An 18,172-nucleotide genomic window follows, 5' to 3' on the forward strand; every position below is an offset into this window, starting at 1 on the left:
GGATGTCGCCCTGTGACGATGCTGGGGTCGCGTCGTCACGGGGAGTGAGCGTGCTAGATGCTCAAGTTGCACGTCGACACGAAGGCAGAAAGTTAGTGTTCCTGTGCCACCCTTGCGGCAAGCGCGTCGCGAGCCTTCTAATGATGCAGCTGAAATTAATAGCACCGTTGTTTGGAGTAAGGTTCGCCGATGTCGCAAGCAAAATGGCAGGGTGTGTTTCCCGCAGTGACAACGCAGTTTCATCAGGACTTGTCACTCGATCTAGCCGCTACTTCAAAACACATTGAGGCGCTGATTGCCTCGGGCATTAGCGGGTTGATCGTCGCGGGCTCGTTGGGTGAGAATCAAACGCTGGAACCCGCGGAGAAGCGAGCCTTGGTCGCGGAAGCGGTTAAAGTGGCAGCTGGGCGAATTCCCGTTTTGAGTGGCGTGGCTGAAACCAGCACCGTCGCAGCCTGCCAGTATGTGCGCGATTGCGAACGTCTGGGGGCCAGCGGTTTCATGGTCATGCCCGCCATGGTTTATAAAGCCGACGGTGCGGAGGCGATGCATCATTTTCGCCGCGTCGCAGCAGCATCAGAACTGCCTTGGATGCTTTACAACAATCCGGTTGGCTATCCAGTCGATATCAGTCCCGCGCAGTTCGCCGAGTTAGCAGACATTCGCAACCTGGTCGCCCTCAAGGAAAGCTCGGCAAATACACGACGAATTACCGAACTGCGAATTGAAGTAGGCAATCGTTACCAGATTTTTGTCGGTGTCGATGACCTCGCGCTCGAGTCTTCGATTCTGGGAATCGATGGTTGGGTCGCGGGGTCGGGAATTGCGTTTCCCACTGAGAATCAATACTTCTGGGAACTCACCCGCGCGCAGAAGTGGGACGAAGCACGAGCCCTCTATCAATGGTTCTATCCGCTGCTCAAACTCGATACGCATGTAAAGTTTGTGCAGTACATCAAGCTGGCCGTGCAAGAGACCGGCCTGGGAAAAGAATGGGTGCGCGAGCCGCGCTTGGCGCTCACCGGTCAAGAGCGCGAGCGCGTCTTGGCAATCATTCGCCATGGCATTGAGAATCGGCCCACGCTGCGAGGTCGCTAAATGCAGCGGATTCAGGTCATCGACTCGCATACTGGCGGCGAGCCCACACGCGTCGTTATCAGCGGAGGACCACAGTTAGGCAGTGGCACGCTCGCGGAGCGACGCGAGCGCTTCCGTGCCGAGTTCGACCACTTCCGCCGCGCGATCATCTGCGAACCACGCGGCAGCGACGTGATTGTAGGTGCGTTGCTTTGCCCGCCCGTTGATCCCACTTGCGCCGCGGGCGTGATCTTTTTCAACAACGTCGGCTACCTTGGCATGTGCGGCCACGGCACCATCGGATTGGCAGTGACTCTGGGGCACCTCGGCCGGATCTCAGCAGGCTGTCATCGATTGGAGACTCCTGTCGGGCAGATCCCGTTTGAGTACGACGGTCGCAACACGGTTTCGCTAGAGAACATCGCCAGCTTTCGGCTGGCCGCAAATGTGCAAGTTGCCGTCGAGGGTCTTGGCGAAGTCAGCGGAGACATTGCTTGGGGAGGCAATTGGTTTTTCCTGGTGCGCGATTGGCCTGAACCTATTTCGCCCGCAAACGCAGCCAAGCTGACGGATATCGCCCAGAAGATCAAAGCGGCGCTGCGGCAGCACGGCATTACAGGAACTGGTGGCGCGGAAATTGACCACATCGAACTATTCGGTTTGCCTAGTGAACCTGGGAATCACAGCCGCAACTTTGTCCTGTGTCCCGGAGGTGCCTACGATCGTTCTCCCTGTGGCACCGGGACCAGCGCAAAGATTGCTTGCCTGGCCGCGGATGGCAAACTTGCACCCGGCAAGGTCTGGCGACAGGAGGGAATTCTCGGCAGCGTGTTTTCTGCTACTTATCGTCTGCACGAAGGGAGCATACTGCCACGGATCGCTGGCGAGGCCTATCTAACCGCCTCAGCTGAGTTGCTGATTGACGAAGGCGATTCGCTAGCCTGGGGCTTGCGGTCATGAGTGCCACGGAGCGAGTGGTGGTGGTAGGCGGCGGCGTGATTGGTGCCGCCTGTGCCTACTACCTGCGGCAGGCCGGGCGCGACGTCACACTCATCGATCAAGGCGAGTTTGGTCGCGGCTGTTCGCACGGCAACTGCGGCTACGTCTGCCCCAGTCATGTGCTGCCGCTCGCAGGCCCGGGTGCTTTATGGGGAACGTTGAAAACGCTGCTCGCCCGCAACTCACCACTGAAAGTGCGAATGCGGTTCGACCCGGCCATGTGGCGATGGTTCTGGCAATTTGCCCGCAAGTGCAATCAGCGAGACATGCTCGCCGCCGGTCATGCGATCCAATCACTCTTGACATCGTCACGCAATTTGTACGACGAACTGCTACAGTCCACGCTCGCCGACGTCGAGTGGGAACCGTTAGGCCTGCTCTTCGTATTTCGCTCGCAGAGTGGACTAAAGCACTACGAAGAAACAGACAAGTTACTCCGCGGTGAATTCGACTTGGGCGCGACGCGCTACGATGAGCAGTCATTGTTGCAGCTTGAGCCAGCCCTTAAGCCCGGCTCGGCTGGGGCGTGGCATTACGAAACCGATGGCCATTTGCGCCCCGATAAGTTGATGCGTGCTTGGCGAGCGGTGCTGGAACGTGGCGGAGTTGAAATACGCGAGCATTGTGAACTACGCGACCTGATTACAGATCGTCGCCAGGCAAAACGCTTGAGTACGAGCCAAGGTGAATTGGCTGCCGATCAAGTGGTGATCGCGACGGGCGCCTGGACGCCTCAATTGCACCGCCTACTACTTCGGCCCATCGCCATTCAGCCCGGCAAGGGTTACTCGATAACGATGCCCCGTCCCGAGATCTGTCCGCGGCATTCCATGATCTTCGAAGAACATCGCGTGGCCGTTACTCCCTTGGCAAGTTCCTATCGCATCGGCTCCACCATGGAGTTTGCCGGCTACGACAGCAGTATGAATCCCGATCGCATCAACTTGCTGAAGCAAGGTGCGGAAATTTACCTGCGCCAGCCACTGGCCGAACCAATACTCGAGACCTGGGCCGGTTGGCGGCCGATGACGCCCGACAGCTTGCCATTTTTGGGGCCCGTGCCGAGTTTCGACAACGTGTTTCTCGCCGCCGGCCATGGCATGCTCGGCGTATCGATGTCGCCGAGTACCGGAAAGTTGATAGCAGAACTGGTTACCAGCCAAACGCCGCACATCGATCCGCAACCCTATGCCGTGGACCGTCGGCTTTAAGGGACGAAAGCACTGCGAAAATAATTCCTCGCATCTGTCGAATCGGTCTCTGAGCCTTCGACTACTGATATCGATTCAGTATGACCTTTCGTCGACGGCTGAATTTCCAGGAACTGAAACATGCAGAAGATCTCGCCCTTTTTGTGGTTCGATGGCAAAGCTGAAGAAGCCATGAATTTCTATGTGTCGATCTTTAAAAACTCCAAAGTCGGCGACGTGATGCGTTGCGGCGAAGCTGGTCCGGGGCCGAAGGGTTCAGTTCTTGGAGTAACTTTCTCGCTGGATGGCATCGAGTTTCATGCCATCAATGGCGGGCCGATGTTTCAGTTCTCGCCGGCTATCTCGTTCTATGTGAATTGTGAAACACAGGCGGAAGTCGACGACTTATGGGATAAGCTCTCTGCAGGAGGCGAGCAACAGCGTTGCGGCTGGCTCAAAGACAATTTTGGTGTCTCCTGGCAAATCATTCCGACAGTTCTCGGCAAGTTGCTCAGTAACAAAGACCCTAGCAAAGCGGGCCGGGCTATGCAGGCCATGATGCAGATGACCAAGCTCGACATTCTAGGTCTTCAACAGGCCGCTGAGCAAAAGTAGGATTCTCCTCATGGCTAAAGCAAGAGCTGCATCGCAAGCGAAATCACCTTCGCAGGCACGAATCAAAGCCGCAACGGTCGACGAGTACCTCGCCAGCGTAAGTTCCCCCCAGCGCGAGGCGCTCGAGAAACTGGGACGATCGATTCGCTTGGCCGCTCCTCAAGCCGAGGAATGCATCAGCTACGGAGTACCCGCCTTCAAGCAGAATGGCATGCTCGCCAGCTTTGGTGCCGCAGCAAAGCATTGCTCGTTCTATGTAATGAGTTCGTCGATTCTGGCCAGTTTTCAAAAGGAACTGGCAGGCTACGATACGAGCACAGGGACAATTCGCTTTACAGCAGAAAAGCCGCTTCCCGCGTCCCTCGTAAAGAAGATCATCAGAGCCCGGTTGGCCGCGAATGCAGCTCGCCAGGCAAAGGCACGAAAATAAGCAAACCATCGACGACAATCATGTCTGCCAAAAAGCGACAACCCGCGCCAAAAGCGGCGTCCCCACCAGCGGCCGACGAGGTAATTGCCAAACTCAAGAAGATGGCCAGCGCGAAAGTGCGCGATGGGATGGCTCGCTACGCAATCCCTGCAGACAACGCGTTTGGAGTTTCAGTTGGTGCGATGCGAAGCTTGGCTAAGAAGTTAGGGCGGAATCACGATCTGGCCGCTGATCTCTGGAAATCGGGCTGGTACGAGGCTCGCATGCTCGCAACGTTTGTTGACGAGCCAGAGCGAGTGACCTCCCAGCAAATGGACCGCTGGGCAAAAGACTTCGACAGTTGGGCAATTTGTGATACCGCCTGCTTCGCGCTCTTCGATCGCAGTCCATTCGCCTGGAAGAAGGTGGACCAGTGGGCTCCGAAGCGGGAGGAGTTTGTCAAACGGAGCGCGTTTGCGCTACTCGCCAGTCTGACAGTTCACGACAAGTTGGCCGAAGACGATAAGTTCGCGCATGGCCTGGAACTGATTGAGCAAGCGGCCTGCGATGAGCGGAACTTTGTCAAAAAAGCGGTGAATTGGGCCCTCCGCTCCATTGGCAAACGAAGCTTGCTGCTGCACTCTTTGGCGATTGCGTCGGCACAAAAGCTGGCCGCCTCGACGGATCCTACTGAACGCTGGGTCGGCAAAGATGCGTTACGCGAACTAACGAGCCCCGCGGTCGTGAAGCGATTGGCCAAGCGACGGAACAAATAGCCTGCTCTCGATCCCGCCGACTGATGATCGGTCACAATTGCAGGCTGAAGTCGACTTGCTTTCTGACCTTCAACGCGAGCTAAGAAAACGGTTAGGATTCAGCAGCGCGACGGCGTACCAGCAGCGAGGCTTTCTAGTTGCACACTCTCTGGCTAGGAGATTGTGCCGCGCACCCTTCAGGAGTGAACGATGAGTGCACAGGTATTGATTGTGGGCGCAGGCCCGGTTGGCTTGACCCTGGCTGCTGAACTGGCGCGCTATGGGGTGGCTGTTCGGATTGTGGAAAAGAGTGCACAGCGAACCGACAAGTCAAAAGCTCTCGTGCTGTGGAGTCGCACCCTGGAATTGCTAGCCCGTGCGGGCTGTAGTGAAACATTCGTTGCCGCAGGTCATAAGGTACTCGCTGCAAATATCGTCACGGGCAACAAACTGATCGGCCACATCAACATTTCTACGGTTGATAGTCCATTTCCGTATGCTCTGATGTTGCCCCAATCCGACACTGAACGACTTTTGGAGGAGCATCTTCTTCGCCAAGGTGTGAGTCTCGAACGTCAAACAGAACTCCTTTCTTTTTCGCAAACGGACCAAAGTGTTACATCGATCCTGCGTCAAGCAGACGGTTCGGAAGAAACCCTCGCAACAGAATGGCTCGTCGGCTGCGATGGTGCGCACAGCACCGTGCGCCACGGCCTCGGTCTCTCGTTCTTAGGAGACACACTGCAAAGCAACTGGATACTTGCGGACATTCACGTGAAAGGCTTCCCATTTCCCGATTCAGAGATTGCCACGTACTGGCATGAAGATGGAGTGCTCGTCGTGTTCCCAATTCTGCCTGGTCGCTTCCGAGTCATTGCGAACATAGATCTTGCGGCCGGAAGTCAACCAACAGAACCATCACTTGAGCAAGTTCAGGCCATCATGGATCGTCGTGGCCCCGGGGGAATGGTTGCTTCTGATCCGATCTGGCTCGCGGGGTTTCGCATCAACGAGCGCAAGGTGGCCGACTATCGACTGGGCCGCGTATTTGTGGCAGGCGACGCCGCCCACGTGCATAGTCCTGCTGGAGGCCAAGGGATGAATACCGGCATGCAAGATGCCTTTAATCTCGCGTGGAAGCTGGCGTTGGTTTGTCGCAAGAACTGTGCGGACGGCAAGTTGCTGACTAGCTATAGCAGCGAGCGTAGCGCCATCGGTGCCCAAGTCCTGGCCGCTGCCGGTCACTTAACCGCTGTCGCGATCATGAAGAATCATGCCGCCCAAACAGTGCGAAACCTGGTCGGGCACTTCATGCTGGGATTTGCTCCCGTTCGCACTGCAATCGTGAATAACATGACCGAAGTCTCCATAGGCTATGGCCACAGTCCGCTGAATGGACCAAGCGACAGCGGCCTGGGCGCACCAGTGCCGGGGCAGCGCGTGGCTCCACTTGCCGATCGAGCTCCCGCGGGCTCAGGCAATAGTCCGCGCTTTGTTCTGTTTGCGTCGCCAAGCAGCGAAGTGCAGCGATTAATCGAGGAATTTCCCACACTGCTCGACTCCCAATTGCGCATGCCCTTCAAACCCGATGGTCTGTGGCTCGTGCGCCCCGATGGCTACGCGGCCTGCGCCGTCAAGGCTGGCGAGGAACAAGCGATCGCCGAATATTTGGTAAGCATCACTGGCGGCAACTGAGAATGCCATTTAACGCTCGACTTCAATAAGGAGGCATTGCTAGACCAAATCCGCGTTCAAGCCACGATCGGTTCACCCGTCCAGGCAAGTGAGTTCTCTAGCAGCGTCGATTTCTCAGCGTATGCTGGGTTGATGAAGAGAACGTTTAAAGGACTGCCCAATAACACCTGAGCCCCATTCGTCGGCCACTCAAGTTCGTTGATGGCGGCACAGCGGTTGAGGAACTGTTTTCATAAGTCGCGAAATTAATCACTTCTCGTTAGCAGAAATGAGTTCTCTATGCTGTTCCTCTCTCGATGTTGTCTGGCGGGGCTTATCTTCGTGATTGCGTTGAGCACTAGCCGCGGTGCAGATCGTCCGGCCAAGCCCACGCATATACTGCAACCTGTAATGTTGGAAGTTCAGCCGACGCAGCCGAATGGAAATCCCTGGGATACCGGAATCGGCGCCTTCGCCCGTCCTGATCCGCAAGTCACGATGATGCGCAACGATCCGAAGTTATTGCAAGTTGCTACCGACATGCTCATTGATGTGATGGAGCAACGGATGAAGGACCTAGGAAGGCCCGTTCCTCCGCGGTTCCGCGAAGTATTCGCGCGCGGGGCAATGACATCACTCCGCTGCGGAAAATCACTTGAAGCACTACAAAACCCAGAACTGACGGCGATCCGCGGCAAGTTCGCGAGTGACACTACCGTCGCCAGTGATTCCCTCCTGACAAAACTTGTCGATGGAGGAATGAAGGTGGCCGTCGACGACAACATCTTGATTTTTGTGAACGATACCGATCTCGCCGCTCACGACCTGATGGGACAAACTGAACTGAAAATCACGAAGGATCTGCTTGCCAAAGGCGAGGTCGAGCTGAAATTCAACTCCGTCGATTCGCTGAGGCTCAAGCTGTTACCAATTGCCGACTAGGTGATCGCCTAACGAAAAAAGCCCTCGGACAGGTATGCCAAAGGGCTTCAATGAGTCGAGATGACAGCACACCAATAGAACTTTTTCTCACCGGGTTGCGAACCTGGGATGTCGTCTTGCAACGCATTTTCGCGGTGAAATCAATGCAAGTGTGATCCGAACCGGACTGCGTAAGGCAGTCACACGCCTTCGACGATCAAGCCGCGATAGACGGCACCGCGATGCCGGTGTTGGGCTGCCTCCTGGTAGGCAGGACTGTAGTACCAGTCACGGGCTTCTTCCAAGGTCGGGAACTCGGCAATGACGACGCCCTCAACCTCCTGACCCTCGAGAGTCAAGTGCTTCCCGTAGGCGGCTAGCGACTTGATCGGGCGGCCGTCAAGCGTCCCCATGACCTTTTCCCAGTAGGCCTCCAATTCGGATTGGTCGAGTGTCTTTTCACGCATGAACACCATATAAGCGGGCATGATCTTTCTCCAGTTAATGAGTGGGAATCGAGACTAGCGCAACCCGCCGGAAGCGAGGATGACTTCGCCGGTCAGCCAGCCGGAATCATCCGAGGCGAGAAATGCAACAACCTTGGCGATGTCCGATGGCCTGCCCGTTCGCCCCAGCGGGGTCATGGCCACGAGTTGCTTTTCGAAGTCGCTGCCGACTCCGTATAGCCCAGCCTCCTTAGTTCCTTCGCTGAGTGTGGCACCGGGATTGACGGAGTTCACCCGAATCCGTCGGGGAGCCAGTTCTCTGGCAAATACACCGGTCACGGCATCAAGGCCTGCCTTGCTTGCGGAGTAGATCGAGTATCCGGGTGCGTGCGCGCGGGAAGCAACAGAACCGATGTTAATTATGCTCCCGCCATCGGGGCGGAAGTGCTTGAGCGATTCTCGAATGGTCAAAAGAGGCCCGAGCAGATTGACGTTGATCTGGCGATGAAACTCTTCCTCTGTCAATTCAGCGACAGGCATGGCCTGATAGACTCCGGCATTGTTTACCAGAATGTCGAGAGCGCCAAAGGCTTCCTTCGCCCGCTCAAAAAGCCGGGCGACGTCAGCGGACTTCGCGACATCTGCCTGAATCGCGATGGCACGGCCACCGGCCGTGGTAATCGCATCGACGACGGATTGCGCACCGGTTTGGTCCCTCGTGTAGTTCACCACAACTGCCGCACCAACAGCGGCAAGTTCCTTGGCGATTCCGGCTCCGATGCCTTTGGACGCTCCCGTTACGAGAGCCACTTTGCATTGCAATTTCGACATGACTTGTCCTCCTTACTCCCGTAGACACCACGGGAAGGAGACTGTGACAAGCGATTTCCAGATTCTTCAATTGAGTTGCAGGGCTGTCGCAAAATCGCCTTTGTCGAGCAGTTGTCGCAGCCAGTCGAACTGGTTCTTCGGTTCGAGAAAGGGGTGCTCGCGGAAGATCGCTGCGTATTGTTCATCCACGGTATTCTCGATGGTCCGCACGATACCCACTGCCGCTTCCGAGATTCGTCGTATGCGGAGCGGGACAAATTGCAGATGATCGGGATCGACATGCCCCGCGGCGATGAAGCCTTTGGTCTTTTTCGGGCAGCGACACGGATTGTTTGCGTTAACCAGGCCGCACTGGCCGTGCATGAACTGGTAGAGGTCGCGGCGGGCGCGGGAGAGGCTCTGCCTGAAGTTGTCCGCGCTAATCTCCAGGATCTCGCCACCGACCGAATCGCTGGCTTCGAAGATCTCGCCGAGCGTGAAGATCAGCCGTTGCCTACGGTCAAGGCAGAGCAGCATCCCGGTCGTACAAGAGATTTTGGCTTCTTCGACCAGCAGTGGCACATCCACCGGTACGGTCTGTGGGTCGGGCAGGTCGAGGTCGGGAGTATTGTTGATGGCATCAGCAAAGCTGGAGAACGTCTGGGATTCGATTTCCCCGCCGCGGCGCCTCATGTTGAGCACATGGTTGGCCGTGACGCGATATAGCCAAGTGCGGAACTGACTGTCTCCCTGAAAAGTGCTTAGCCGGGTGATGGCCTTGATCAGCACTTCCTGGGTGACTTCCTCAGCGTCCTCCGGTCGGAAGACCATCCGCACAGCGATATTGTAAATCCATGACTGATGCCGAAGAACCAACTTTTCCAAAGCCTCACGGCTGCCATGCTTCGCCTGCTTGATCAGGTCTGTATCGGTCGATTCATCAATGACCTCGGCAAAGGGATTGTGCATCGAAGCACTCCTCGTTCAGCGCATCTTATTGTACTGGGATGGACATCAACTCCTTGGACACGTGAGGCAAAGGACTGTGACAATCGCGTCTGAAATTGCAGCTTCGGCCCTAAAAGTTCTAATCCCGCCAATAGTCGCTTTCGCAACCACTGACGGGATTTGAGTTTAGGAATCAGTCGGGGTGACTGCCAATCGGTTGAACCACGGGAGCGGCTGGTCGATTTGTACGTTGAGGCGATGATCGAAGCGTCGGGTGTGCATCTCGACACCGTTGCCGAACTTGCGCGGGAATGCGCGTAGTCGCTAGCGGATGGCGAGATGCGGGGGTGTGGTGAAAGTCCCTTACGGCACCGCTATTTTCTTCGGCCCTTTCTGGGCCATGTTGCCCGCGGAGTAATGCTCCGAATTTCCAGGGACAACTCGTTCGCATTTTGCGGATGTTATTAATAGCAGCCGATGAAACTTTTTTCACATTTCTTGAGATTGATCCCGCTAAATCGGCCCGCCGTCCGGTAGGTAAGTAATAGAGGGCTGTAGTCAACGCAGCCGAATTGGTCGCGACAACTCAGCCGCATAAATCACATCCCGTTCGGTGATTTTTGTGGTGGGTTCGTCAGTTTGCGCCCCAACCGGGTTCTTAACAAATAGCGGACGACGTTATTTGGCAGAATTTTCGTCAACTCGGCCGGCAACCGGGTAGGTCATCAGATAGGCGGGCAACTTTGTTCGTGAATTGCGCGCAGGCTCGCATCGTCACGGCATAGATAACCAAGGGGAGGAACGCTTTCGTAAGTTGCGCGGCAATTCGGTCAGCCTTCCAATTATTGCGGACACCGAGGTCACGGCGAGCATAAGTAACACCTCGCGGCATTTCGTCGACGCCGAATTGCGGACTAAACGACATTTCCGCGGCATACAAATCCAGGGGAAGTCAAAACATCTTTGCCCGTACACGGAGTCATCCCAGAAATGTACTTAACCCTCGAAGCGGATCTCAATTTCCCCATGCCGAGCATCTACCAGATCGCCGCGCAGTTGCGAGCCATGTACGACGGGCGAACTCCGGTCAAGGCAGCGGCACTGGCGAAGTCGTATGAACTGGCGGAGGGAGCTATCGCCCAAGTGCTGCGACGCGCGGAGCAATTTGAATTGGTGCGCAACATTCCCGGCCAAGGATGGATTCCTCTGTAAGCCAAACCGACTGCCGCTTTCCTTCTATCCCTTCATTGAGGCACCACCACATGTTGCTCGACCGCTTGGCTCTTCTCGATTGGTTGCTCCCGCACTGCGAGCCAGGCACCGGGAGCATCATGTATCCGAAGGGAAAGAGCGACGGACCGGGTTGGGCCAACGGCGAAGCGGATGTTGCTCGCGCCGTCGCTGCGTATCGGGCCGGCACGTTGAGCGCCGAGCAATTTGCATCGATCACCCAGGACGGAAAGCAGTATGCCATCGCCGGCGGCAATCGCCTGGGGCTTGTTCCGCACCGCGACCGATTGGTCGCGCGCTTCTGCCTCGACTTTGATGATCACGATGGCGACGGCGGTAATGTGCATCTGGCGCAAGCCATCGGCCGTTTCCTCGGCGCAGAGGCGATAAAGTTCACCAGCAAAGGCGGCAAGGGACTGCATTGCTACTACGCGCTGACCGAGCCGATTTCGGTTGAAGCGTTCGTCGAGTGGGCCAAGGCCTGGGGCTTCAACAAGCGTGGCGACATCGAGTGCTTCCCCAAGACGCCGAAGCGCTCGCAGATGTGGTTGCCGAATGAGCCGAATGAAGATGGTGGCGATGCTTTCCGTGGTGGCGACTTTGATTCGTGCATAATCAGCGCGCTGCCTGCCGCGCCGTCGCGACGCCTCAACAAGGCGACGCTCGACTTCCTACGCGGATTCGTCGCCCCTGGCTATCGCAACGACGCGCTCAACAAGGCCGCCTACCAATGTGCCAAGCAGCGAATCGGCGAGACGGAAGCTCGCATACTCTGCCTGCGTGGCGCGGAACTCTGTGGACTCCTGGCTGACGAACCCGATCAGACGCGAACCACCTTCACCAGCGGTTACCACTCGGGCAGCGAGGAAGTGCGGGCACGACAACTGAAGGTCACCGAGGATCGCACCGCTGCGCCAGATCTGCTTCGCGGCCTGGGCTGTACCGACTTCGGCAACGCTCAACGCCTCGTGCGCCGGCATGGTCATAACTTGCGGTACTGCTACGAGTTCAACCAGTGGCTCGCCTGGACCGGCACGCATTGGTCGTTCGGTCCGGCTGTCGCGGAGCGCCATGCGAAGGACACCGTCCTCAGCATTTACTCGGAGGTCGGGCAACTGGCGGACGCCAAAGAGCGCGAGATCATGCATCGGCATGCGGTCGTCTCGGAGCAGGCGTCACGGATCGCAGCCATGTTGTCGCTAGCCCGCAGCGAACCAGGCATTGCCATTCGCCCCGATGACATGGACCGCGATGCCTGGTTGCTGAATTGCACCAACGGCACCGTGGATCTGACCACTGGCGAACTGCGTCCGCACCGGCAAGCCGATCTGATCACGCGCTGCCTCAACTTCGGATTCGACGCCGAGGCCGAGTGCCCGCGGTGGGAAGCGTTCCTGCACCGCATCATGGATGGCAACGCCGATCTGCTCGGGTTCATTCAGCGGGCCGTGGGCTATACGCTCACCGGTTCAACGGCCGAACGCTGCATGTTCATCCTCCACGGCGGTGGAAAGAACGGAAAGACGGTCTTCCTCGAGGGGATGCGACTGTTGCTTGGCGACAGTTATGTGGCGCGAACGCCGACGCAGACGCTCCTGGCCAAGCGGGGCGACACCATCCCCAACGATGTGGCCCGCCTGCGCGGCGTCCGCTTGGTGACCGCCAGCGAAACCGGCGACGGCAACCGGCTCGACGAAGCGCTCGTGAAGGACATCACCGGCGGCGACCGGATCGTGGCTCGCTTCATGCGAGGCGAATGGTTTGAGTTCACGCCGCACTTCAAGATTTACTTGAGCACGAATTATCGGCCGCGCATCTCCGGCACCGACGAAGCGATCTGGGATCGTCTGCGGCTCGTGCCGTTTCTGATCCGCATCCCCGAAGACGAACGCAGGCCGATGGAAACCATGCTGGCCGAGTTCGAAGCGGAATTGCCGGGCATCTTGAATTGGACGATTCGCGGTTGTCTGGATTGGCAGCGTTACGGCATGGGCGAACCCTCCGAGGTTCGCATCGCGACGACCGAATACCGCGACGACATGGATGTGCTCCGGGATTTCATCTCGGAATGCTGCGTGGTTCATGCCGACGCGAAAGTTACGAGCCAGGACATCTATGCCGAATACCGGCGGTGGGCGACGGACGCCGGTGAGCGCGTGCTGCCACAGAAGCGCTTCTCGCAGTGGATGGAGCATCGTGGAACTCAGGGAGGCTTTTGCAAGCAACACACGAACTCGGGCAAGAAGTGGAAGGGGATCGGGCTGGCGTTCGCGCTGACAACCCAGACTTCCGAAACGGAGGAATCAGACGGTGACGGGACGAATTTCTGATCGGTCACTCCCGTCACTTTGCGCACGGAATTGAACCGGAATGTTGCCGTCACATCCGTCACGGCGGTGTTTCGAGGCTTCTGAAAAGTGACGGGTGACGGGTAGTGACTGCTTTTTAGGATTAATCGCTCTAAGGCCAAAACATGAACATGAATACGCATAACACACTCATGCTCACACGCGAAATGGTCTCTATGGCCCGTTATGCCCCAGCAGCCGTCACTTGCCGTCACCCGTCACTTACGCCTACCGAGCGGTTCCTTACTGGGCATGACGGCAGGTGACGCCAGTGGGAACAAACGCAAGGTTAGGCAGAATTTGTTTTAGTTGTCCGAATTTCTGAAAGCCAATGTATGAAACAAGTTACGCAACAGAACCCCACTGTGGGCCACCTTGGCGACCACGGTGCCAGCCCGCTGGCCAAGGCCGAAGCGCTCTGCCGCGCCGTAGCTGGTCGCGACTTTAGCGAGACGCCGTTGTACATCGTGGCGCAGTCCGCCCTGCCTGCCAGTTACTACTCCGGCGACTATCACGGTGCGTTCACGGTGGAGGCGCTCGACATCTACCTTCGCGACCACATTCCGAACTATCGCGGCCGCGGGCCGTGCATGGTCATTAACGATCTGTCTTTGGCGGAAATGTACGAACCCGAGGACCAGGAGTATTTGACGCAGCAGTTCGCGTTGCACGAATTAGGACACATCTTGAATCGGCCAGCCCTCTTCGAGGACCGCACTGGCGTCGATCCCGACAAGTTGCTGTTCGAGTCGCTCGTCGTCGCCGATTGCACCAAGCGCCCGCCGCGCGAGGACATTCCGCTCTACCACGGGCACGAAGTCGACTTCATCCGGATTGCCTTGCACCTCTGCTATCGCGCCCAACAGGTCGGCTTCGACGCCTATCACGTCGCGATCTGTGCCGGTTACCGCTACGGATTGTCGCACGCCAGTCTCTATCTGGATGCCCTCGGCGACGAACCAGCCCGCTGCGCCGACATGCTCTTCAGCGACATTCGGGCCACCGAGCCCCCGCAATCGTTTTCGTCCCTGTGGTGCGACGACTACATCGCGTACCACCAGAATCCCCGTAACCCAGGAGTCTCGCATGAACGTGACAACGCTCTTTGAACGAATCGCCGGCAAGCAGCACGAACGCCGGAAGCAGCGCATCGATGGCTACCGCGAGTTGGTCGCAGCCATCGCCACCGGCAAAGAACCTGACGCCGACGAGGTCGAAGCGACGCTCGCTAACGCCGGTAAGTCGCTCGATGAACTGCGGCAGGCGGTCGCACTGTTTCAGAAGCGAACGGAGCTCAAGGCAAAGGTCGCTGCCATGCCTAAGCTCGAAGCGGAGCAGCAGGAAGTACAACGCCAGATCGCTCAGGCTGACGACGCTCTGGCTGACGCCGAGCAGCGACATAACGAGGCGACCGCGCCGCTGTATGGCAGGTTGCAGCAGATCAGGTCCACGCTTTCGGATGCCGAGTCGGCGAAACGCGAGCTATATCACACCTGCGATGATTCGCAGTTCCGCCATCTGCTCGATGAAAATGCGGCCGAGGCTGAAAAGCTGCGGCAACGATATTCCGACCTGCAGAGCCAGGCGTCCGACCTCGACTATCAAGCGAAGAAGCAGTTGGACCAAGCCGACCGCGAGTTGGGCTACGCCGATGCCGACCATCGTCGCAAGCAAGCGGCTGTATTCCAAAAACAAGCCGCAGCACTCCGTCGCACCGGGGATGCTGTGGCCCAGGAATTAAATGCGGTGGGCAAACGCCGCGAACAGATCGAGCAGCAGATGCGCGACTTCTGATCGTGGCCAGCGACAAGCACTCGGCCAGCCCGGCTTCACTCACCGCGTGGGTCGACCGGACGAGGATGTGCGTCCGCGAATCGCTCTTTGACAATTTGGTTGAACCGTAGTGAGCCGTCGGGCTGGCAACCCGACGGCTCGGCGAGATGCAAACGACGGTTTAACGACGCAACGTCTCCGATGGCAGCTCGCCGAAGCATTCCTTGTAGGCGCGAGAGAAATCGCCAAAGTGCCAGAAGCCCCATCCCAGCGCCTCGGCAGTCACGGTCGTCGTACCATGAGTCGCCGCTCGAAGCGATTTACGCACTTGATGTAATCGGAGCCGGGTCAGATAGGCCACCGGGGTCATCCCCATCAACTCTTTGAAGGCGTATTGCAGGGTCCGCTCGCTCACCCCCGCCGCTTCGCACAGGTCTGTCACATGAAGTCGTTCCGCGGTTTGCGACAGCACGAAGTCTTCGGCAATCCGCACGACCCGGCTGTGACCCTGTCGCGACAGGTCGTAAGGCGTTGATACGGTCCGGACAGTTGAGCGGAGGGTCGCCAAAAGGTTTTCGATCAGCTCGACATTAGCAAAAGTCCGCGTTTGCTGGATGTCGAACACTTCTGGCTGTCTAGTGGCCAAATCAATCAAGCGACGCCCCCAGCGATATAGTCCGTGAACGTCGGCGGCACTTGGTGTGATTAACTCGATACCGTCGGGAAGGTGAAACTCATCTTCCCGATGGCGGCTCCGAAGATGGGCCCGGATATCGTCGGGCGGCAATAGGAAGGCTACGCTCTCGTAGCCGGCCGCAACGACGAGTTCCACCTCAATGCCGGGCATGCACGCCAACAACCGGTCGGGGCTAACCGGCAACCCATTTACGGTGCCAATAGACTTGGGGGCAAAGGCGGTATAAGCCACGAAATCGGTATGCAGGCGGGTGCGCGTGCGAACCGCAAGGTTCGTGGAATGAAACAGCACGAGTGCATTTCCCAACCGGACGACAACCCTTCGCACCCTGATGGGCTTCGACTCCAGCTGCACGACGTCCTGCTCGATCACCTCGATGGACTCGCCGACCGCCGTAGGGTCGCTGATCTCGGCAATCGTGACAGCCGGGTCGTGGCAGGTGGCGGCGGTCTTGGAGGGAAGCTGCACAGTTTTCACGGTTTGCGGAATTTCGATAGACGGCAGCGCCCGCCCAGCGAGATACTGATGGAATGTTTTCCTCCATTTTTCCAGCCTGAGGCGACGAGCCGGGAGTCACGGACATGCCACACATTTGGCCGATCGCGTTTGCCATAACTCTAGCAATTGCATTGCCTTGTGGACAATCAACTAGCTTAGCAGCAGACGGCCCAAGGGACCAGCCGAACGTCCTACTGATCGTCGCCGATGACATGGGCTACTCCGATCTTGGCTGTTTCGGCGGTGAGATCAATACTCCGCACCTCGACGCGCTCGCCGCGCGGGGGCTGCGGGGAACGAACTTCTACGTCGCCCCCAGTTGTTCCCCGTCGCGCTCGATGTTGCTGAGCGGAACCGACAATCATATCGCCGGGATCGGCAACATGGCCGAGTGGACCGGCCCGACACAACGAGGGAAACCAGGTTACGAAGGTCATCTAAATAATCGCGTTGTCACCATAGCCTCGCTCTTACGCGAGGCCGGTTACCACACTTGCATGGCCGCCAAGTGGCACTTGGGTGAGAAACCCGACCAGTGGCCGGCGAAACGAGGATTCGAGCGGGACTTCGCGCTGCTGCAAGGGGCCGGTACCCACTGGTCCGACATGCTGGGACTGCTTCCTTCGGAACCTAGGGTCACCTTCACTCGCAACGGGGAGAAGGTAAAGGAATTGCCAGCCGACTACTACTCGTCGAGGTACTTCACTGATTTCGTCATGCAGAGCATCGACGAGAACAGCCGTGACGGCAAACCGTTCTTCGCCTACCTCGGCTACCAGGCCCCGCACGGCCCATTGGCGCTGCCGGCCGAGTGGCGCGACAAATACAAGGGCCGGTACGACAAGGGGTACGACGCCATCCGGGCAGAACGGCTGGACCGGCAGAAGAAACTAGGGATAGTCGGCAAGGATGTGGTCACGTTCCCGCGACTGCCGAACATCCCCGCCTGGGAAAAGCTAACCGACGAACAGCGACGCCACGCCGCCCGCAAGATGGAACTCTACGCGGCGATGATCGAGTACATGGACGACCAGATCGGACGGTTGATTGAACATTTGAAAAAGTCTGGCAAGTACGACAACTCGCTGATTGTCTTTCTCTCCGACAATGGCGCGGCCGGCGAGGACATGGCCGAGTTAGTCGCAAAGCTGGCCCCGACGGCAAAGGACTGGTTCGACAAGACCTTCGACAACCGTCCGGAGAACTGGGGCCATCCGGGTTCGTGCGTGGAATATGGTCCGTCTTGGGCCCAAGTCAGCAGTGTGCCGTTTCGCCTGTTCAAAGGTGTCGAGGCCGAGGGGGGCATCCGCGCACCTCTCATCGTGAGCGGTCCAGGCGTCAAGCACGCGGGGGCAATCAATCACTCCGTCCTGCACGTCATGGATATCCTACCGACGCTCCTGGAGTCGGCCGGTGTCGAACATCCGGCAATGAAACAAGGGACCACGGTCGCGCGGCCGCAGGGGAAGTCGATGTGGCCGCTGCTCGCCGGACGGGAGACAGCCACTCGCTCAGATTCGGACTGGCTCGGTTGGGAGTTGTTCGGCAACCGGGCGATCCGGCAAGGCGATTGGAAGCTCCTGTACTTGATGAAAGGGGCCGGCGGTACTGGCGATTGGGAACTGTTCAATCTCCGTGAAGACCCCGCCGAGTTGCATGACCTTTCCGCGAAGTACCCGGACAAACGCAAGACGCTGCTCAAATTCTGGGATGAGTACGTGACGAGAAACGGCGTGATCGTTTCCGAAGCCGGCCCCTACGCCCAACAAAAACCGTAATTCT

17 protein-coding genes are annotated in these 18,172 nt (G+C 57.8%); 13 read left to right on the forward strand and 4 right to left on the reverse strand.

What is annotated here, in order from left to right; all coding sequences use genetic code 11:
• Positions 1 to 189: 189 nt before the first annotated feature.
• The 8 genes from ETAA8_RS27560 to ETAA8_RS27595 all read left to right on the forward strand — a co-directional run bounded on the left by ETAA8_RS27560 (position 190) and on the right by ETAA8_RS27595 (position 7,661).
• Complete coding sequence (locus tag ETAA8_RS27560; protein WP_145096369.1) at positions 190 to 1,098, forward strand: dihydrodipicolinate synthase family protein; 909 nt, start codon at positions 190 to 192, stop codon at positions 1,096 to 1,098.
• A complete protein-coding gene (locus ETAA8_RS27565) occupies positions 1,099 to 2,037 on the forward strand; it encodes a proline racemase family protein (protein WP_145096372.1) in 939 nt (312 codons plus the stop codon).
• A complete protein-coding gene (locus ETAA8_RS27570) occupies positions 2,034 to 3,287 on the forward strand; it encodes an NAD(P)/FAD-dependent oxidoreductase (RefSeq protein WP_145096375.1) in 1,254 nt (417 codons plus the stop codon). Before ETAA8_RS27565 ends, ETAA8_RS27570 begins: the two co-directional genes overlap by 4 nt.
• A gap of 120 nt (positions 3,288 to 3,407) precedes the next feature.
• Positions 3,408 to 3,881 carry a VOC family protein gene (locus ETAA8_RS27575; protein WP_145096378.1) on the forward strand — a complete coding sequence of 158 codons (474 nt, stop codon included), beginning with the start codon at positions 3,408 to 3,410 and terminating at the stop codon, positions 3,879 to 3,881.
• Positions 3,882 to 3,891: 10 nt separating this feature from the next.
• The gene (locus tag ETAA8_RS27580; RefSeq protein WP_145096381.1) at positions 3,892 to 4,311 is read left to right on the forward strand and encodes an iron chaperone; all 420 of its coding nucleotides are present in this window, start codon (positions 3,892 to 3,894) and stop codon (positions 4,309 to 4,311) included.
• A 20-nt stretch (positions 4,312 to 4,331) separates the two neighbouring features.
• Positions 4,332 to 5,066: a DNA alkylation repair protein gene (locus ETAA8_RS27585; RefSeq protein ID WP_145096384.1), complete on the forward strand. Its 735-nt coding sequence runs from the start codon at positions 4,332 to 4,334 to the stop codon at positions 5,064 to 5,066.
• A gap of 189 nt (positions 5,067 to 5,255) precedes the next feature.
• Positions 5,256 to 6,740 (forward strand): FAD-dependent monooxygenase, encoded by a 1,485-nt coding sequence (locus ETAA8_RS27590; protein ID WP_145096387.1) that lies wholly within the window; start codon positions 5,256 to 5,258, stop codon positions 6,738 to 6,740.
• A 390-nt stretch (positions 6,741 to 7,130) separates the two neighbouring features.
• On the forward strand, positions 7,131 to 7,661 hold the full coding sequence (locus ETAA8_RS27595) for a hypothetical protein (RefSeq protein WP_145096390.1): 531 nt from the start codon (positions 7,131 to 7,133) through the stop codon (positions 7,659 to 7,661).
• A 179-nt stretch (positions 7,662 to 7,840) separates the two neighbouring features.
• Here the strand turns inward: ETAA8_RS27595 and ETAA8_RS27600 are convergent, their stop codons facing one another.
• The 3 genes from ETAA8_RS27600 to ETAA8_RS27610 form a co-directional block, all read right to left on the reverse strand.
• Positions 7,841 to 8,128, reverse strand: a complete 288-nt coding sequence (locus ETAA8_RS27600; RefSeq protein ID WP_145096393.1) for a DUF1330 domain-containing protein — start codon at positions 8,126 to 8,128, stop codon at positions 7,841 to 7,843.
• Positions 8,129 to 8,161: 33 nt separating this feature from the next.
• The gene (locus ETAA8_RS27605; RefSeq protein ID WP_145096396.1) at positions 8,162 to 8,917 is read right to left on the reverse strand and encodes an SDR family NAD(P)-dependent oxidoreductase; all 756 of its coding nucleotides are present in this window, start codon (positions 8,915 to 8,917) and stop codon (positions 8,162 to 8,164) included.
• A 66-nt stretch (positions 8,918 to 8,983) separates the two neighbouring features.
• The gene (locus ETAA8_RS27610; protein WP_145096399.1) at positions 8,984 to 9,865 is read right to left on the reverse strand and encodes an RNA polymerase sigma factor; all 882 of its coding nucleotides are present in this window, start codon (positions 9,863 to 9,865) and stop codon (positions 8,984 to 8,986) included.
• 969 nt (positions 9,866 to 10,834) lie between these two features.
• On the opposite strand from ETAA8_RS27610, the gene ETAA8_RS27615 reads away from it, so the two are divergent.
• From ETAA8_RS27615 to ETAA8_RS27630, 4 genes are all read left to right on the forward strand, one after another.
• Positions 10,835 to 11,056, forward strand: coding sequence for a hypothetical protein (locus ETAA8_RS27615; RefSeq protein WP_145096402.1), 222 nt, complete (start codon positions 10,835 to 10,837; stop codon positions 11,054 to 11,056).
• Between the two features lie 50 nt (positions 11,057 to 11,106).
• Positions 11,107 to 13,404, forward strand: coding sequence for a DNA primase family protein (locus ETAA8_RS27620; RefSeq protein WP_202921304.1), 2,298 nt, complete (start codon positions 11,107 to 11,109; stop codon positions 13,402 to 13,404).
• 353 nt (positions 13,405 to 13,757) lie between these two features.
• Complete coding sequence (locus ETAA8_RS27625) at positions 13,758 to 14,531, forward strand: hypothetical protein (RefSeq protein ID WP_145096408.1); 774 nt, start codon at positions 13,758 to 13,760, stop codon at positions 14,529 to 14,531.
• Positions 14,509 to 15,216: a hypothetical protein gene (locus tag ETAA8_RS27630; protein WP_145096411.1), complete on the forward strand. Its 708-nt coding sequence runs from the start codon at positions 14,509 to 14,511 to the stop codon at positions 15,214 to 15,216. Before ETAA8_RS27625 ends, ETAA8_RS27630 begins: the two co-directional genes overlap by 23 nt.
• Positions 15,217 to 15,376: 160 nt before the next feature.
• Here the strand turns inward: ETAA8_RS27630 and ETAA8_RS27635 are convergent, their stop codons facing one another.
• Positions 15,377 to 16,369 carry a helix-turn-helix domain-containing protein gene (locus ETAA8_RS27635; protein ID WP_145096414.1) on the reverse strand — a complete coding sequence of 331 codons (993 nt, stop codon included), beginning with the start codon at positions 16,367 to 16,369 and terminating at the stop codon, positions 15,377 to 15,379.
• A 104-nt stretch (positions 16,370 to 16,473) separates the two neighbouring features.
• On the opposite strand from ETAA8_RS27635, the gene ETAA8_RS27640 reads away from it, so the two are divergent.
• Positions 16,474 to 18,168, forward strand: a complete 1,695-nt coding sequence (locus ETAA8_RS27640; RefSeq protein ID WP_145096416.1) for an arylsulfatase — start codon at positions 16,474 to 16,476, stop codon at positions 18,166 to 18,168.
• The last annotated feature ends 4 nt before the right edge of the window (positions 18,169 to 18,172 follow it).

Source organism: Anatilimnocola aggregata, assembly GCF_007747655.1.
GTDB lineage: Bacteria > Planctomycetota > Planctomycetia > Pirellulales > Pirellulaceae > Anatilimnocola > Anatilimnocola aggregata.

Coding starts and splice junctions, on each gene's coding strand:
- ETAA8_RS27580 (WP_145096381.1), top strand. CDS start 3,892: ATGGCTAAAGCAAGAGCTGCATCGCAAGCGAAATCACCTTCGCAGGCA.
- ETAA8_RS27615 (WP_145096402.1), top strand. CDS start 10,835: ATGTACTTAACCCTCGAAGCGGATCTCAATTTCCCCATGCCGAGCATC.
- ETAA8_RS27620 (WP_202921304.1), top strand. CDS start 11,107: ATGTTGCTCGACCGCTTGGCTCTTCTCGATTGGTTGCTCCCGCACTGC.
- ETAA8_RS27585 (WP_145096384.1), top strand. CDS start 4,332: ATGTCTGCCAAAAAGCGACAACCCGCGCCAAAAGCGGCGTCCCCACCA.
- ETAA8_RS27605 (WP_145096396.1), bottom strand. CDS start 8,917: ATGTCGAAATTGCAATGCAAAGTGGCTCTCGTAACGGGAGCGTCCAAA.
- ETAA8_RS27565 (WP_145096372.1), top strand. CDS start 1,099: ATGCAGCGGATTCAGGTCATCGACTCGCATACTGGCGGCGAGCCCACA.
- ETAA8_RS27610 (WP_145096399.1), bottom strand. CDS start 9,865: ATGCACAATCCCTTTGCCGAGGTCATTGATGAATCGACCGATACAGAC.
- ETAA8_RS27570 (WP_145096375.1), top strand. CDS start 2,034: ATGAGTGCCACGGAGCGAGTGGTGGTGGTAGGCGGCGGCGTGATTGGT.
- ETAA8_RS27560 (WP_145096369.1), top strand. CDS start 190: ATGTCGCAAGCAAAATGGCAGGGTGTGTTTCCCGCAGTGACAACGCAG.
- ETAA8_RS27640 (WP_145096416.1), top strand. CDS start 16,474: ATGCCACACATTTGGCCGATCGCGTTTGCCATAACTCTAGCAATTGCA.
- ETAA8_RS27630 (WP_145096411.1), top strand. CDS start 14,509: ATGAACGTGACAACGCTCTTTGAACGAATCGCCGGCAAGCAGCACGAA.
- ETAA8_RS27595 (WP_145096390.1), top strand. CDS start 7,131: ATGTTGGAAGTTCAGCCGACGCAGCCGAATGGAAATCCCTGGGATACC.
- ETAA8_RS27600 (WP_145096393.1), bottom strand. CDS start 8,128: ATGCCCGCTTATATGGTGTTCATGCGTGAAAAGACACTCGACCAATCC.
- ETAA8_RS27575 (WP_145096378.1), top strand. CDS start 3,408: ATGCAGAAGATCTCGCCCTTTTTGTGGTTCGATGGCAAAGCTGAAGAA.
- ETAA8_RS27590 (WP_145096387.1), top strand. CDS start 5,256: ATGAGTGCACAGGTATTGATTGTGGGCGCAGGCCCGGTTGGCTTGACC.
- ETAA8_RS27625 (WP_145096408.1), top strand. CDS start 13,758: ATGAAACAAGTTACGCAACAGAACCCCACTGTGGGCCACCTTGGCGAC.